This window comes from Providencia sp. PROV269, assembly GCF_028477785.1.
GTDB classification, from domain to species: domain Bacteria; phylum Pseudomonadota; class Gammaproteobacteria; order Enterobacterales; family Enterobacteriaceae; genus Providencia; species Providencia rettgeri.
In genome coordinates this window covers 57,735-73,326 of sequence record NZ_JAMPLV010000010.1, presented here as the reverse complement: position 1 = coordinate 73,326, position 15,592 = coordinate 57,735, and the positions used below count along the sequence as shown (strand labels likewise).

The 15,592-nt window shown below is 43.3% G+C and carries 13 protein-coding genes and 1 pseudogene; 6 read left to right on the top strand and 8 right to left on the bottom strand.

Translation table 11 applies throughout. The features are described from left to right. The 5 genes and pseudogenes from PR683_RS14175 to PR683_RS14155 form a co-directional block, all read left to right on the top strand. Positions 1-268 (top strand): annotated as a pseudogene (locus tag PR683_RS14175) (hypothetical protein); the annotation flags it as partial. Between the two features lie 3 nt (positions 269-271). Continuing rightward, the gene (locus PR683_RS14170; RefSeq protein ID WP_123382652.1) at positions 272-523 is read left to right on the top strand and encodes an acyl carrier protein; all 252 of its coding nucleotides are present in this window, start codon (positions 272-274) and stop codon (positions 521-523) included. A gap of 243 nt (positions 524-766) precedes the next feature. Then, the gene (locus PR683_RS14165) at positions 767-2,152 is read left to right on the top strand and encodes an MFS transporter (protein WP_109912337.1); all 1,386 of its coding nucleotides are present in this window, start codon (positions 767-769) and stop codon (positions 2,150-2,152) included. A 76-nt stretch (positions 2,153-2,228) separates the two neighbouring features. Then, entirely contained in the window at positions 2,229-3,230 is a 1,002-nt protein-coding gene (locus tag PR683_RS14160; protein WP_196723663.1) for a LacI family DNA-binding transcriptional regulator, read from the top strand. Between the two features lie 24 nt (positions 3,231-3,254). Beyond that, positions 3,255-4,229: a nucleoside hydrolase gene (locus PR683_RS14155; protein ID WP_109912341.1), complete on the top strand. Its 975-nt coding sequence runs from the start codon at positions 3,255-3,257 to the stop codon at positions 4,227-4,229. A 40-nt stretch (positions 4,230-4,269) separates the two neighbouring features. Here the strand turns inward: PR683_RS14155 and PR683_RS14150 are convergent, their stop codons facing one another. The 7 genes from PR683_RS14150 to PR683_RS14120 form a co-directional block, all read right to left on the bottom strand. Further along, positions 4,270-5,658 carry an amidohydrolase family protein gene (locus PR683_RS14150; RefSeq protein ID WP_272581823.1) on the bottom strand — a complete coding sequence of 463 codons (1,389 nt, stop codon included), beginning with the start codon at positions 5,656-5,658 and terminating at the stop codon, positions 4,270-4,272. Between the two features lie 141 nt (positions 5,659-5,799). Further along, positions 5,800-6,750, bottom strand: a complete 951-nt coding sequence (locus PR683_RS14145; RefSeq protein WP_109912344.1) for a carbamate kinase family protein — start codon at positions 6,748-6,750, stop codon at positions 5,800-5,802. 76 nt (positions 6,751-6,826) lie between these two features. Further along, a complete protein-coding gene (locus PR683_RS14140) occupies positions 6,827-8,389 on the bottom strand; it encodes a hypothetical protein (protein ID WP_004266166.1) in 1,563 nt (520 codons plus the stop codon). A gap of 251 nt (positions 8,390-8,640) precedes the next feature. Next, positions 8,641-10,056 carry a DUF1116 domain-containing protein gene (locus tag PR683_RS14135; protein WP_109912345.1) on the bottom strand — a complete coding sequence of 472 codons (1,416 nt, stop codon included), beginning with the start codon at positions 10,054-10,056 and terminating at the stop codon, positions 8,641-8,643. Then, entirely contained in the window at positions 10,056-11,606 is a 1,551-nt protein-coding gene (gene fdrA / locus PR683_RS14130) for an acyl-CoA synthetase FdrA (RefSeq protein ID WP_109912346.1), read from the bottom strand. The genes PR683_RS14135 and fdrA overlap by 1 nt, the downstream gene beginning before the upstream one ends. After that, a complete protein-coding gene (locus tag PR683_RS14125) occupies positions 11,596-12,519 on the bottom strand; it encodes a DUF2877 domain-containing protein (RefSeq protein ID WP_123382648.1) in 924 nt (307 codons plus the stop codon). The genes fdrA and PR683_RS14125 overlap by 11 nt, the downstream gene beginning before the upstream one ends. Before the next feature lie 35 nt (positions 12,520-12,554). Next, positions 12,555-13,160, bottom strand: a complete 606-nt coding sequence (locus PR683_RS14120; RefSeq protein WP_004266162.1) for an ankyrin repeat domain-containing protein — start codon at positions 13,158-13,160, stop codon at positions 12,555-12,557. Between the two features lie 601 nt (positions 13,161-13,761). Between PR683_RS14120 and PR683_RS14115 the strand changes: the two genes are divergently transcribed. Then, the gene (locus PR683_RS14115) at positions 13,762-14,694 is read left to right on the top strand and encodes a LysR substrate-binding domain-containing protein (protein WP_109912354.1); all 933 of its coding nucleotides are present in this window, start codon (positions 13,762-13,764) and stop codon (positions 14,692-14,694) included. Between the two features lie 2 nt (positions 14,695-14,696). Here the strand turns inward: PR683_RS14115 and PR683_RS14110 are convergent, their stop codons facing one another. Then, positions 14,697-15,554: an alpha/beta hydrolase gene (locus tag PR683_RS14110; protein ID WP_042851465.1), complete on the bottom strand. Its 858-nt coding sequence runs from the start codon at positions 15,552-15,554 to the stop codon at positions 14,697-14,699. Between the last annotated feature and the right edge of the window lie 38 nt (positions 15,555-15,592).

The following is a 15,592-nucleotide window of genomic DNA, read 5'->3' as shown; positions in this document are numbered from 1 at the left end:
CCAAGTAGAGAAAGAGCGTTATGCGAGTGGGCCGATAGCGTCAGGAGTGGAAAAAATGGGGGTCCCTAATAATATCAATACGTTCAGTAATCGATTTAAACCCGCAGAAATTGTTGATGAAGTAACAGGGAAAACGAAGACAACGTGGCAGTTATCTGATGGGAAAACAAGTCAACTTGTCACGTTAACAGAGATGGGGGCGTTAACTCGTAACCAAGCAGATAAAGAACACTACAACGATAATGCTATCCGTTCTGAAAAAGGTTAAGAGATGACAGCACAGAGTTTAGTTCAGCAACAATGGGTAGAAAATCAAATTAAGGAAATTCGTACTTATTCAGGGATCACGAAGCCTTTCACCATGGACTCAGCCCTAATCAGAGATATACATATTGATTCTTTAGAAATGTTGGAATTGATAGCGGCTATCGAACAGTATACAGGGCAACCAATTAACGATGAAGTTTGGATGAAATGGTATAAGTTGAGTGATATTGTCGAGTATCTATTGAGTGTCAAATAAACAGATAAAGCCACGGTATTTATTCGAACGTGGCTTTTATTTTTAAGCTTTTTTATTTATTTCCTATCGAATTATTGCCATCACATAAAATTCATATTTTTGCCGTCAAGTGATAACGCTCACAAAATAGCATACCCTCGTTTGCTTAATTCTACGCGCGTAGACTATCCTTTAAGTAAATAAAAAACGCCAGTTAGATTTTTTGATTAATAGGCTTTGCGCCAACACCAAGGGTTTATAACTATGGCTACACAATTAAATATCGAGGCGAATCAACAAGCCGCGCAAGAGCGGTTAAGTACGCCGGAAGGAAAAAAAGATTTCCGGCGGGCGATTTTCTCTTGTTGGTTAGGCACAACCATGGAATATGCGGATTTTGCTCTCTATGGTTTAGCGGCAGGTATTATTTTCGGTGACGTTTTCTTCCCTGATGCAACGCCTATTATGGCGCTGTTATCCAGTTTTGCCGCCTATTCCGTTGGGTTTATCGCCCGTCCAATTGGTGCATTATTTTTTGGTTGGTTAGGTGATAAACATGGCCGAAAAATGGTCATGGTGATCACGATTGCATTGATGGGGTTATCTACCACCCTTATTGGTGCGATACCCAGCCATGCACAGATTGGTGTTTGGGCGCCCGTTTGTTTGGTGATCCTACGGTTTGCCCAAGGCTTAGGTGCGGGAGCTGAGCTATCCGGTGGAACTGTGATGCTAGGCGAATACGCCCCCGTAAAACGTCGCGGTTTAGTTTCATCAATCATTGCATTAGGCTCCAACAGTGGAACATTACTGGCCTCAATGATTTGGCTGATAGTTTTACAATTGGACAAAGAAAGCCTGATGTCGTGGGGATGGCGTATTCCCTTCCTTGGCAGTATTTTAATCGCCTTGGCGGCGTTATTTATTCGTCAGCATATGCGAGAAACACCTGTTTTTGAAAGGCAAAAAGAGCAGCTTGCTGAAGAACGTCGCCTTGCATTGGAATCTGATACCGTGGCTCATCCTGTTGATAACCGTTCATTTTGGCAAAAAACGCGTGCGTTTTGGACCATGGTCGGGTTACGTATCGGCGAAAACGGCCCATCTTATCTCGCCCAAGGCTTTATCATCGGTTATGTCACCAAAATATTGTTGGTGGATAAATCTGTGCCAACAACGGCGGTTTTAATTGCTTCAATCCTTGGTTTTGCCATCATTCCATTTGCAGGGTGGTTATCAGATAAATTTGGGCGCCGTATTGTTTATCGTTGGTTCTGTTTCCTATTGATGCTGTATGCCGTACCCGCGTTTATGTTATTAGACTCTCGTGAACCGATGATCGTTATCCCGACGATAGTGGTTGGAATGGGGTTAGCATCACTGGGCATTTTCGGGGTACAAGCGGCTTGGGGCGTAGAATTATTTGGCGTGCGTAATCGCTATACTAAAATGGCCTTTGCTAAAGAACTCGGCTCTATTTTATCCGGAGGTACAGCTCCATTAGTGGCATCTGCACTGTTGTCTTGGACAGGTCAGTGGTGGCCAATTGCCGTCTATTTTATTGGAATGGCTGGCATTGGTTTGGTGACCACATTCTTTGCACCAGAAACCCGAGGTCGTGACTTAAACCTGCCTGAAGATGCGATATAAGTGAGCATGGTTGTATATAAAAATCAGAGTGGCTGCTATTCTTTGGCAACGTCATGTTGGAAAAAGGAACTGCTGAGTGTCTGATACGAATGACCGTAAAGTGACGCGTGTAGATGTTGCCCGCGAAGCCGGAACCTCGGTTGCGGTAGTCAGTTATGTAATTAACAATGGCCCTCGTCCTGTTGCAGAGGCAACACGGCAAAAGGTGTTAGCAGCAATCAAAAAAACGGGGTATCGGCCAAATGGTATTGCAAAAGCGCTAGCGTCGGGTAGCACTCAAACCTATGGGCTAGTGATCCCCGATATCTCTAACCCGTTTTTAGCCTCTATTGCGCATGCCTTGCAGCGAGAAGCGTTTAAATATGGGCATGTTTTGTTGCTGGGTGATGCGGGAGATTCACGAGTTCGTGAAAAAGAGCTGATTAATAACCTGTTGTTAAGGCAAGTTGAAGGCCTCATTTATACCAGTGTTGACCGGCATCCCTATGTTGATTTAATTCAGTCATCAGGCACGCCTTGTGTGATGCTTGATAGGATTGAAGCCACAGAAGGGATCAGTACCATTCAAGTGAATGAGAAGCTCGCAGCCTATAAAATTACTCGTCATCTCATTAAGCATGGCTATCAAAATATTGGCATTATTTGCGGCCCAAATGAGATGCTCAATACCCAAGACCGCTTAAATGGTTGGAAAGCTGCACTCACAGAAGCTGACTTAACGATACAACAAAAATGGATTTTATCAGGGGAATATACCCGCGTTTGGGGCTACCAGGCTATCTATCAGATGCGGGAAGAGGGGTTCCCTGAAGCTATTTTTGCCACGAATGAATTGCAAGCTTTTGGCTGTTTAAAAGCCTTAGCAGAATTAAAATTACGCGTACCGGAAGACATTGCACTGGTGTGTTTTAACGGTACAGTGCAATCAGAATATACCGTTCCAACTCTCACAACTGTTCGCCAGCCTGTTGATAAAATAGCGCAAAGAGCGATACAAATTTTACAAAATTGGCCGCAAAAAGAAGCCATCTGTGAAGTGGAATTTGAATTACAAATCGGGCACTCATGCGGGTGCTGATTATTTATTGTTTCAGGGAAATTTATGCGAGTGATTATAGATTGCGACCCCGGTAATGGGGTCGTTGGTGCGAATGTTGATGATGGTCTGGCACTTGCGCTGGCTATCGCTGCACCTGAAATCAAATTGGAAATGATCACCACTGTTTCGGGTAATACACCTAGCGAAATTGGCTTTGACGTTGCCAGCCATTTAGTTCATTCACTGGGTGAAAATATTCCTGTTTATCGTGGTGCATCGTCAGCCTTGGTTGAAACTAGCGCGCCATGGCGTGAACTACTCGATAACGGCGCTGAACGAGCGGAACTTACGCACCTATGGGACGGTCTTCCCCGCATACCTAGTTTACCGAAGTCTATCCCAGAAGCCGCGTTACGTATTGGTGAATTAGTTTGCCAAAACCCGAAACAAATCACGATTATTGCCATTGGCCCATTAACTAATATCGCAATAGCAATTCAGCTGTTTCCTGACATGGCTCAAAACGTGGCGGAGATAGTGGTTATGGGGGCGGTTTTTAACGTACCGGGGTATTTGAAAGACACTAATTTTGGTGTCGACCCTGAAGCAGCCTATGCGGTGCTTAATAGTGGGGCAAACCTGACTTTAGTACCTATGGATGTTACGGTACAAACGCAAATGGTGCATGAGGATCTCGATAAGCTTGCACAAATTGATACGCCACTGAGCCATTTTCTTGTGGCAACAATGCGACCGTGGATGGACTATTCACGTGCGACACGTCATTTAGCAGGGTGTTGGATACATGATGTGTTAACCGTTGCATGGCTATTGGATAAGAGTTTGGTGACTTATGATAAAAAGCATGTAGGTATTGAGCTACAGGGAGCGCTGCGCGGCAAAAGCTTCTGCTATGACGCACTGCGCCTACGGGTCGGAGTTCCTGAACCAAAAACAAAGCCAATCACTGTGCTGCAATCCGTAGATAACTCAGGTTTATTAGATTTAATCTTTAATACGCTCAAACTGAAAAAATAACGTGGCAAGAATAGCGCCTATAGGCGCTATTCTTTTATCACTATGAAGCAGACTTCGGCATCATTCCGTGGGCTAAATGGCCTTTATGAAAAGTCGCGAACCTTGGGGAAATCCGTGCGACTGCCTCAGCAGAACAAGATGCATCAAGTAGCACAAAGCTGGCGTCATCCCCTTTAGCTGGCCACACTTGTTGGCCTTTTTCATCTAGTGGCAAAATATTGCCTGTTGCGATGGCCAGTGAGCGGGACAGCGATAACTCATCAGGACGAGTGTAGAGCTGCGCGTACAAATTGGCTTTTTCTAGCATGTCACCTAGGCCAAAGGGCGACCAATGGTCAATCACGCTATCCGTTCCGGTCATCACAAATACCCCATTTTTATTTAGGGTTTTCAGTGGCATATGCAGTGTGCCAATCGGAACAGTTGAAGCAATGGTGATTTGCTGCTCAGCCAATTGTTTCGCTGTTTTCTCTGCTTGTTCAGGGTTTAATGTTGCCAATGCAAAGGCGTGGCTGATGGTCACTTTACCGCGCAAACTGCGGTTTTCATCTACCGTTTTAATCATATAATCGATAGCGGCAACGCCTGCGGGACTTGTTTCATGTAGATGAATATCCACGCCTTTGTTGTAGTCCAACGCAATTTGGAACATCGAATCGAGAGACTTTTCCATCGCGCTATCCACATTGGTTGGGTCTAAACCACCAACGTAATGAGCGCCTGCTTGCATGGCTTCACGCATTAAACCTTCTGACTTGGAATGTAGTAAACCATGTTGTGGAAAGGCGACGATTTCGCAAGTTAGGTCTTGTTGGTGTTCTCCAAGCACTTTTTGTAAGGCTTCTAAATTTTTCAAACCGGAAACGGGTTCGATATTACAATGGCTACGAGCAATCGTTGATCCTTGGGATTGGATCAGCGCGATCAATGCATTGGCTCTTTCTTCCGTGAAAGGTTGTAATTCAGGTAGCAATTTTTGCTCTAACGCGATCATATCCATAATCGTTTTACCTTCACGTGACTGTGGCGCCTGCCATGGCCCACCATAGAAGGTTTTATCGAGGTGGATATGCATGTCGCGAAAGGCCGGTAGCATGAGTTTGCCTTGCGCACTATAGGCATTCAATGTGCCATCTGCATGTTGTTTATTGGGTAAAACGGCTGCAATTATACCGTCACGGATTTCTACGGTATGTAAGGAGGTTTGGGTGCTGACGACCGTCGAATTATGGTAATTAAAACCCGTTTCGAGTAACACGTCATCGAGGTAATAATGTTTATCCGTGATACTGGATTGGCCTGCTGTTTGGCTAGCTTGGCTTTGGGCGGAGGCAAAGCCCGATACCGCACCAAATAAAGTGCAAGCGGCGGCCACTTTAGCACTGGTGGAAAGGAACTCTCTTCTGCCGGATGATTTTTCTGCTTTCATAGAAACTCCTAGTGATATCCATTTACTGCCGAATTTCCTGTTTTTAAGTGGTACTTATCCACCCAGATCGTCATCAAACGATCTGAGGGATACTGCAGTTTGCGACGAACAAAAAATTCGCATGATCCAGATTATAGAAACTTACCCTTGAACAATATGGGTTCCGGTTTCACCGCGTAAAGCTTCTGGTAGTTTTTCAGGGGTGGTGATGATCACTCGTTTACCACCGTTGGCAATAAACGATAGGCTGGCTTCAATCTTCGGTAACATGCTACCTGCTGGGAAATGGCCTTCTTCCATGTAGCGTTGCATGTCGCTGGTGGTGGTTTCGCCAAGTGCTTTTTGTTCAGGTTTGCCGAAGTGAATGCATACTTTTTCGACACCTGTGGTGATAATTAAAATATCGGCATTGAGCTCTTTCGCCAACAAGGTTGTTGATAGGTCTTTATCAATCACCGCATCAACACTTTTGTAGCCACCATTGCCGTTATCAATGACTGGAATACCGCCGCCACCTGCGGCAACCACCACATAATTGTGTTCTGTTAAGGTGCGGATCGCTTGTGATTCAACGACACGTTTTGGTTCGGGGGAAGCCACCACACGGCGATAGCCGCGGCCTGAGTCTTCAACAAAATGCCAGTTTGGGTTTTCTTGCTGTAATTGCTGAGCCTGTTGCCCAGTAAAAAATGCCCCAATCGGCTTGGTTGGCGCGCTAAAGTTTGGGTCATTTTTATCCACTTCAACTTGCGTCACTACCGTAATCGCTTGGCGGTTATGGCGTTTTGCTAAGACGTTAGTCAAAGCTTGTTGAACTAAATAGCCAATTCCACCTTGAGTATCTGCCACACAGTTAGCCAGAGGGGTCAGTGGTAGGCCTTCAGTTTCGTGTGCAATCTCTGAGCGGCGCAAATCTAATCCAACTTGAGGTCCATTTCCATGAGTCAAAACAATGTTGTAATTGCCTTCAAGCATGTCACTAATATGCAGCGCCACTTCTTGAACCGCTTTTTCTTGAGCTTCGATAGACTGGCTGTTGTTATCTTTGATAATACTGTTGCCCCCGATGGCAACAACCACGAGTTCTTTCATTGTTAATGTTTCCTGAGACAGAGATTTAGCTGATAGTAGGTGTACAGCGCACACCTACTATAAAAGGTTGGCTTGGTTACACTGACTTACTGAGTTTCTCAGATTTTTCAGCTTGTTGTTCTTCCACCGATTTCCGGCTGTCTAAAAAGTGTTTGAGTACAAATAAAGCTGCCATCATGAGGTATGCGTAAACAAACATCAAGGTTGAACCAGTAGCAATTCCGACCGCTGGGGAGTGAATAATTCCGAAGAATACTAATATTGCTCCCGCGGCAGCAGCAATGGCTCCACGCAGTGGTTGATTGAGGATAGCAAAGATAGCAATACAGCCCCACAGCATACTGGCTAAAGGTGCTCCGTTACCTAAATGAACCAGACCTTGGTAATAAACCCCTTTGTGTAGCAAGGTTTCAACCCCAATCGCACTCGCAGAGGTGCCTGCTGCGCCCATAACACTATTAACCATCGTCAATGCCCAGTTAGCAATCCATGGGAATAGACAGATAAAGATAACGGGAACTTCAATTTTTGGTGTTTCTCGCACAACTTGGTTGGCGGTGACGACCCCGATGAATACCAATATCGGTACGATAGCGGTCATTGGAATGATAGCTAACATGAAGGCACCGATACCGAATAGTGGTACGATAAACATGGTGATACCGGATGCTAATGTATAACCCACGCTTGCTCCCATGGCTTTCCAACCTGCGTGACCTACGTAAACAGTGACAGGGAATGGGTTACCCATAAAACAGCCAACTGTCGATGATAAACCGTTAGCTAACATGACTTTACGCGTATTGTATTCATCACCTGCAGCATGCGCACTTTCGATATTTTCCAGGTCGAAGATATAGTTTGCTAAACCAAGTGGTACCGCTGATGCTAAGTAAGGCAGAGCGTGTGGCAGGCCTTGGAAGAAACTATCAATATGAATACCCGGTGGGTTGAAACCAAATGATGCCATTGAGTCTTTGATTGCTTCCGCACTTTGCAAGCCAGAAACCCATGCCAATACTGTACCGGCAATTAGCAGCAATAAGCCAGTTGGGATGCGAGCAAAAATCGGTTTTTTACCAAACCAGTTAATGAAGATTAATAACAGCACAATGAATGAAACCGTTGGGGCTTCAAATGCTTGCAGCATTGGGTTCATCGCCAGTAACAGTAACCCTAAACCGGACAAACAGGATAACAGTACGGTGCGTGGGATCATCTTACGGATGGTTTCACCTAAGAAAGAACCACCCACGAGGATCATCGACTCAACAAAACACCAAACCAGCGCGATTTGGATCGCAAACTCGGCATTCTGTGTGGTTTGGTAAACAGGCATGATGACTAAGAACGTCACCGTAAAGATAGAAGGCGCACTCGGCCCTGATGGTAAAGCGGTGACGTCATTGCGCCCAGTTTGCTTGATCATTTGCTGACCAAAGTAAGCATAGCTCACACTGGCAAGTAAAACAGCGAAACCAAAGGCGGGAGCGATACGACCGTAAACAATTTCAGATGGGATGCCGACAACGAAAATTAACAGGCCCATCATGGTGAGTAGGTTGGTTAGGTTGTTGGTCATTAAGCCGAAGTAGGCGGCCAAATCCCCACGTTTCCACTTGATTTTGAATATACTCATTTTAAGTATTCCCCTGTATACCCGTCATACTTTGAACCGCAGCGTTATTGGCTGCATTCACTCGCCCTAGTCACATACTTATGTATGCTCCTAGGGTCTCGTTTACTTGCCGCCTAGCTGCAATTCAAATTATTTAGGGTATGTTCCTATATTTTGAGTTACAGCACTGTTTTTCAAATAAAATCAATCAGGGTATTCGTTTTATTTTTATTGCCCAACCGGAGTTGGGCGTCTTTTTTTATGGCTGAAAACTAAGCATATTTCTGTGCGTAAGACAGCATGGCCTTTTCAAAGCAATCAAACGGCGGGTGAACAATACCTGCGCCAATCATACCGATTCCCGCATCTTTATGGGCAATCGCGGTGTTGATAACCGGTAGAATGCCGCTGGCAGAAACTTTTGTGATATCAATGGCGGTAGGGATACCCATAAAGCCCAATAATGGAATAGTGACATTCGGGTTTTCACCTAAGGTGATTTCACGCATTTGGCGAGAGAAATCGACCGCTTCTTCTACCGTACCACCAACCAGCGCAACGATGGCGGGTGCGGTTGCCATCGCAAATCCACCAATACCGTAGGTTTCTGTGATAGCGGAGTCACCGATATCTAAACCAGAGTCTTCTGGTTTGTAGCCCGCAAACATTGGGCCAATAACTTGCTGAGAAGGACCTGTGAACCATTGACCTGGTAACCCACTGATGCGTAAACCAAATTCATAGCCATTACGCGCCATGGTCGTAACAACGGTGCTGTATTCGATGCCGTGAGCCGCATCCATTGATGCTTTACACATCGCCATCCACGTTGGGCCGGAGAAGTAATCGCTGCTTGCAACAAAATCAAACACTTCCTTTTGTTGTGCAACAGAGAAATCAGTTTGAATGATCCCTGTTGTAAGCGCTTGGATAAGTAAGGTTGTTCCTGCATTGTTACGGTTATGACACTCATCGCCCATATGCAGTGCTTGCGCAAGCATCAAACGTAGGTCGATTTCACCAACGATTTTCATTGCGTCGCGTAGCATTGGGCCTAAAACATCACGCATCCAATTTAAACGGTCGATGACGCTTTGGTCATTGGCACCCATGCGTAAGATTTTCGCCATTTGTTCGCTGAGGTTAGTGAACGCACGGTTACCATAGGTTTTGTTCTCAACAATGTGCATAAACATTGAAGCTGAAGTCACACCTGCCATCGAACCGACGCAATCATGTTCATGGCAAGGTGAGAAGATGATTTCACCGGAGGCCGCAACACGTTCGGCATCCGCTAAATCTTTTGCTAAACCTTCAAAAACCAGCGCACCGGTGACCGCACCTTTCATGGCACCACACATGTCTTTCCATGCTACAGGTGGGCCCGCATGTAAGATGGTGTTTTTGGTCATACCTGGAACCACATTAATCGCTTGGTCGTAACCGATTAACACAGGTTGAGATTGAATAATACGCTCAAGGGCTTGGGCGTTAGCCGCCGCAATTTTTTCTTGTAGTGCGGCATTACCTTCAATTTGGTCAAGGGCGCGAATAACCGCAACGTTGCCTTGTCCTGGAGGTGTCCAGTTTAAATGCGTGACCGGAACATGTTGTTTTTTCAGGTCATCACTGAACATTTCGATGCCAACGTTGATGACATTTAATGGCTGCTTAAATAATGAAGTCATTATGCTTTCTCCCCTTTCCATACAAACTCACGCCCTAATAAACCGGTATTGGTGCTGCTACTTGCCCAGATGACTCCGGCATCTGTTAGCATTTTGACTTGCGCATCCATCGATGGGGTGTCTTGGTCAGTGCCCAGCACATAGCCTAAAATTTCTAATTCACGACCATCTTGTTTGGCGATGTTCTTCGCTTCTTTAATCGCGTCAATCATCACGCCCACAGGGTCTTCATGAGAACCAAAGCCTAAAACGAAGTCCATCATAATGACGCCCACTTCAGGGTCGCGAGCTTCTTGCAGTAAACGTTCAATACGGTTAGTTGGGTCGATCATTGGGTGTGGTTTACCGTTGGTAAAGTCGTCATCACCAAAATCGAGGAAGGTGTGTGCAATACTTTTATTGAGGTCTTTTAAGCGATAGTCAGAGTTTGGCTGAATATTGCTGTAAACATCATCGTATTTTTCCAGCGCGGCAAACATGGCTTCGTCACATAGCGTTCCGCCGCAGAATAAGCCACGAATGTATTTCTGCTCAGGCTTCAATTTTGCTCTGACTTCATCAATTAGCGGTAAATTGAGCGGGTGTAAATCTAAATCTTCTTTGCGAATACCGGTTAATAGAACAGCTTTCAGTGCTGCTTCTTTGGTGCTTTGGGCGAAGGTTAAACCCGGTTTGTCTTCTGGTAGTGGTTGGCTACCTAAGAAACACACAACAACAGGTTTATGGCATTTTTCTGCTTGTTCTAGCACCTTTTTGGCTACGCTAGGGGCTGGTGGCTTAGAAATCAGTGCGATAACTTGGGTTTCATCATCGGCATCGAGCATTTTTAGGGCATCAATCATCATGATACCGCCAATTTTTTCGCTTAAATCGCGACCACCAGTACCAATTAATTGAGAAACGCCTGCGCCAAATTCGTGAATACGGACGCTGAGCTCTTGGCTACCCGTACCGGATGCACCGATGATACCAATGCTGCCACGGCGTACATCGTTACCAAAGCACAGCGCAGTTCCGTTGATAATGGCAGTTCCGCAGTCTGGGCCCATCATCAGCAAGCCTTTCTTGCTAGCCAGCTGTTTGAGCGCGAGTTCATCTTCAATGGAGACGTTATCGGAAAACAACATAACGTTGAGGTCATTTTCTAAGGCAATGCGCGCTTCACGGGCAGCAAATTGACCGTTTACTGAAATGACGGCAAGGTTGGCATCTGGGATATGTGTTTTCGCTGAATTAATAGTGGCGTATTTAGCTTCATGCTGCCCGCCACCTTGGTTTTTCTTATTAAATAACTCTTCGATAGCAATTAATGTGGCTTCGTTGGCATCATCGCTTGGGCCTTTAATGACAATCATTAAATCGCCATTTTTGGCTTCTTCTAATTCAGGTGTTAGTAACCCTAAATTACGTAAAACGCCTTTGTTCATCTCTGTTGCCATCGCGACAAACGCTTGTTCGACATTGTCGAGTTGATTGGCTTTTGTCGAAATAGACATCAGTGATACGGAATCAAAATAGGTATTCTTTTTTATGACAACTTTAGTCGACATAGTTTTCTCCGAAATAATGGGTGATATACAGGGCATCTCGCAAGCCAAATAGCATGTCGCTGCCAGAACTCGACCCGATATTTAAAATCTCTAAAAATTGTGGATAAATATTGGTTTCTTTCGCATCAACTAATGATTGAATTAATTGCTGCATATTTTCGCGATATTCTCGGTTTAACGCTTTTTCTAATGTGATGGCACTGATTGGTGTCGTCTGGCCTAAGCTTTGGGTTATTCCCTTAAAAAATTCAGGGTAAAAAGTGGCAACCGGATGACCGATTAATAATAAAAATGCCATTAACCCAACTAAGTAATCATCTCCTGAAGGAGTTAGCCCGATACCCAATCCAACAAACTGGCGGATCACATAAACAATATTTTCTTTATTTTTCTTAATTATTGATTCAATCAATTCAGAGCGTAATTGAACCAATTGCTTCGTCATAGAGAGATAAAAAAAGTTATCCCCCTGATATTTAAATAGAGAGCTTTTATTTTCAGTTAAGATTAAATCCAAACGATTTATTTGCTTTTCGATATATAATAAATAATTTGAATTTTTCAGTTTGTTATCGCTAAAGTTGATAACAGGTTGCCGCCATTCTTTACATAAAGAAAATGATAATAAATAATTATCACCAATCAATATTTCTTTATTTAATAAATTAATGGACTCTCCTTTTTTAATATTGAAAAGAGAAAAATTTTTATTGATTAATCGGCAACTATTTGGAGCATTATCTAATTGAGAACAAAGCAATGTATAAAGTGCATTATCAATAGAAAAGTTAATGGCTTTATTAAATACTTGTTCTATCGTTCCTTGGGGTGAGGGCTGATGCAACAGATTGAGAAATTGTGTATCAGCCGTTAGCCCGTATAACCTTTGCCGATGAGATATGGATGCGTTCACATGCCTCCTTATCTTATTTAGAGTCTATGATTTCGCTATGCTCCTGCTGCAATCAGTAACTCAGCAATCTCGCTGTAGCCTTTTTCATGTGCTAACTCTAATGGTTTTTTACCATATTTATCCGTCATATGAGGGTTCGCACCGTGGTCTAATAGTAATTTAACGATTTGCTGCTGTTTTTCGCCCCCATCGTTGAGTACGATAGCTTCTAATAGAGGGGTCCAACCAACAAAGTTGGTGTGATTGACATTAATATCGGTTTTTTCAAGTAGTTCACGAACAATTTCTACGTGGCCTTTTTCACTGGCCGGTGTAATTCCCACACCACCAAAACGGGTTAATAAGTCTAAATTGGGTTTTGCAGGTAAGACAATGCGTAATAAGGTTAAGTCGTTATTAAGACAGCTTAATAAAAAAGGGTTAAAACAGGTTTGGTCTTGTTTATTAATATCTGCCCCTGCATTAATCAGAAAAGAAACACATTCATAATGTTTATTCAGGCTAGCATTGACGATAGCAGTGCGACCTTGACGGTTGGTGGTATTAATATCCACACCTTTTTCAAGGCAACTTTTTAATATTTCTAATTGTCCTTGTTCAGCTGCGGTTAAAAAATCGTGAGCGAGAGTACTAGCGGTCATCATTTTCCCCTTAGGTTGGTTTTTATTACCAACATAGATAAAGACAATTTAAAGATTACATCGAATATATGATGGTTAGAGCATAGCAATTGTCATTAATAAAAAGAATCCATTTAAATTTAATTCATCAATGGGGCATTTAATTATTGAATTTAATTCAATAATCTGGCTTTTTTGTGCGTGCGAGCATTCTTTTTTAGCGTTTTTTGATGATTTATGGCTATTTTGTGGTCCAAATTGTGTGATTTTTTTTGTTAATTAAAATCGAAAATCATGATTTACTCAGTTCTGTGATAGACATCAAATTGGAAGTTTTTAATTTGTTAAATTTGTAATTTTATTGATCGTATCTGTATCGAATGTTAATACTTGGTTTGCCTATTTAATTCAATAATATTAGGTATTTCGAATATTAATAGTGACTTTAAAGGTAGGGTTTTTACTTGGGGAAAATGCATATCAAATTTAATCTATTCCAGTTGTTAATAATTCTGTTAAGCTATAAAAATATGCTCGAAAAATAATCTGATTTTTACGTTATTGAATTTTATTCACATAAAAACATGATTTGTCTAAATTTTAAACATTTTTGGCGGTGGGAATGAACTCAATTTTTACGGAAGAAAACTTACTGACTTACACAACAGCAGCGAAGTTTGCGAGTTTTAGTAAAGCAGCGGAAGAGTTAGGCGTGACCACCTCTGCGGTGAGTTATACCATCAAACGTATTGAAACCTATTTAGATGTCGCGTTATTTATTCGTAATACCCGTAATATTGAACTCACAGAAGCAGGGTATTATTTTTATCGTAAAGCAACCGACTTGCTCAATAATTTCCATTCCATTCAAAAAAGTATTTATTCTATTGAGCAGGGGATTGAAGCGCGGGTACGTATTTGTATTAATCAGTTATTATATACGCCGTATCATACCGCTAAGTTATTACAAATATTAAAAAAACAGTTTGCTACCTGCCACATCACTGTGACAACAGAGGTGTATAATGGGGTTTGGGATGCCATTATTAATAACCATGCAGATATTGCGATTGGTGCTCCGGGTACGTTGATGGATGGCGGTGGAATTGACTACACTGAAATCGGTGCGATTCACTGGCAATTTGCTATCGCAGCAACTCACCCATTGGCACTGATGCCAGAGCCCATCGCTGAGAGCCAGCTACGCCTTTATCCCAATATTATGGTGGAAGATACCGCGCATACCATTAATAAGCGGGTGGGTTGGTTGTTACATGGGCAAGAAGCAATTCAAGTGCCTGATTTTAATACTAAATGCCAGTGTCAGATATTAGGTGAAGGGATTGGGTTTTTACCCGATTATATGATCAAAGACCATGTTAAACATGGTTTGTTGGTAACAAAACAAATTCAGAACCCACGACAAGATTCCCATATGCTATTAGCCACACAACATTCAGCTACTGGGCTTGTGACGCAGTGGATCCGCAAAGAATTTGGTGAAAAGGGGGTTCTAGCAGAGCTCTACAGCGATCTCCTAAAACCCATCAATTAGTCTTATTGGCTAGCGACATCAAGGGCTTTATCGATAGCATCGGGGATCACTGAACCGTGGTTTTTGCCGTCGAATAACCTAAATTCACAGTGCCTTTGGTGGTTTGCAATCTCAGTGCAAACTTGGCGTGTGCTAATCCAACTTTTGCGCGCTTGGTAATTTTGCACTTGTTCAGCGCTCAGTTTGGATAAATCAGGGCTCTCTTCTAAACCGCCTAAAGTCACAAATAGGGGGGAAGCCGCTTGTTTCGCTGTCAGTTTCGCTAAATCTACCATACTTCCTTTACCCCACCATAATGACGGGCTGGCAGAAACATAAAACTGAAAATCATCCGGTTGTTGTTGGTACGCCATCAAGGTAAATAATCCACCAAATGAATGGCCAAATAGGGTTTGTTTGCTTTTATCAATAGGAAACTGTTTTTCTGCCCATGGGCGAATAGTGTCAGTTAAAAATTGGTATAGCGCAGGGGAACCGCCCCCTTGTTTAAATTCGTCACCCGCAACAGGGGGAGTATAGTCGTAGGTTCGCCATGCTTTTGGAAAGGCTTCGTCAATGGGGTAACCAATCCCAATAATAATCGGTAGTTTATCCGCTGGCAGCTTTTCAACTGCGCGATTAACCGCTTTGGGGTATAAACCATTACCATCAAGCATATACAGGATAGGGCGTTGTGCGGTGACATTATAGGGCACTGCACTGTAAATGCGCAGCGCACGGTCACCGTAAGTCATATCCGTTTGTTGGATATCATAAAATTGGCTGACTTGCTCGTCCATACTCGGGATAGTCTGGCTTGGGCGGGAAAATGCGGAACTGGTCATACACAGCAATATGCCACTTAATATGATTTTATTCATTTATTGAGTCTATTTAAGGGTTTTGAGGGTATACCTGA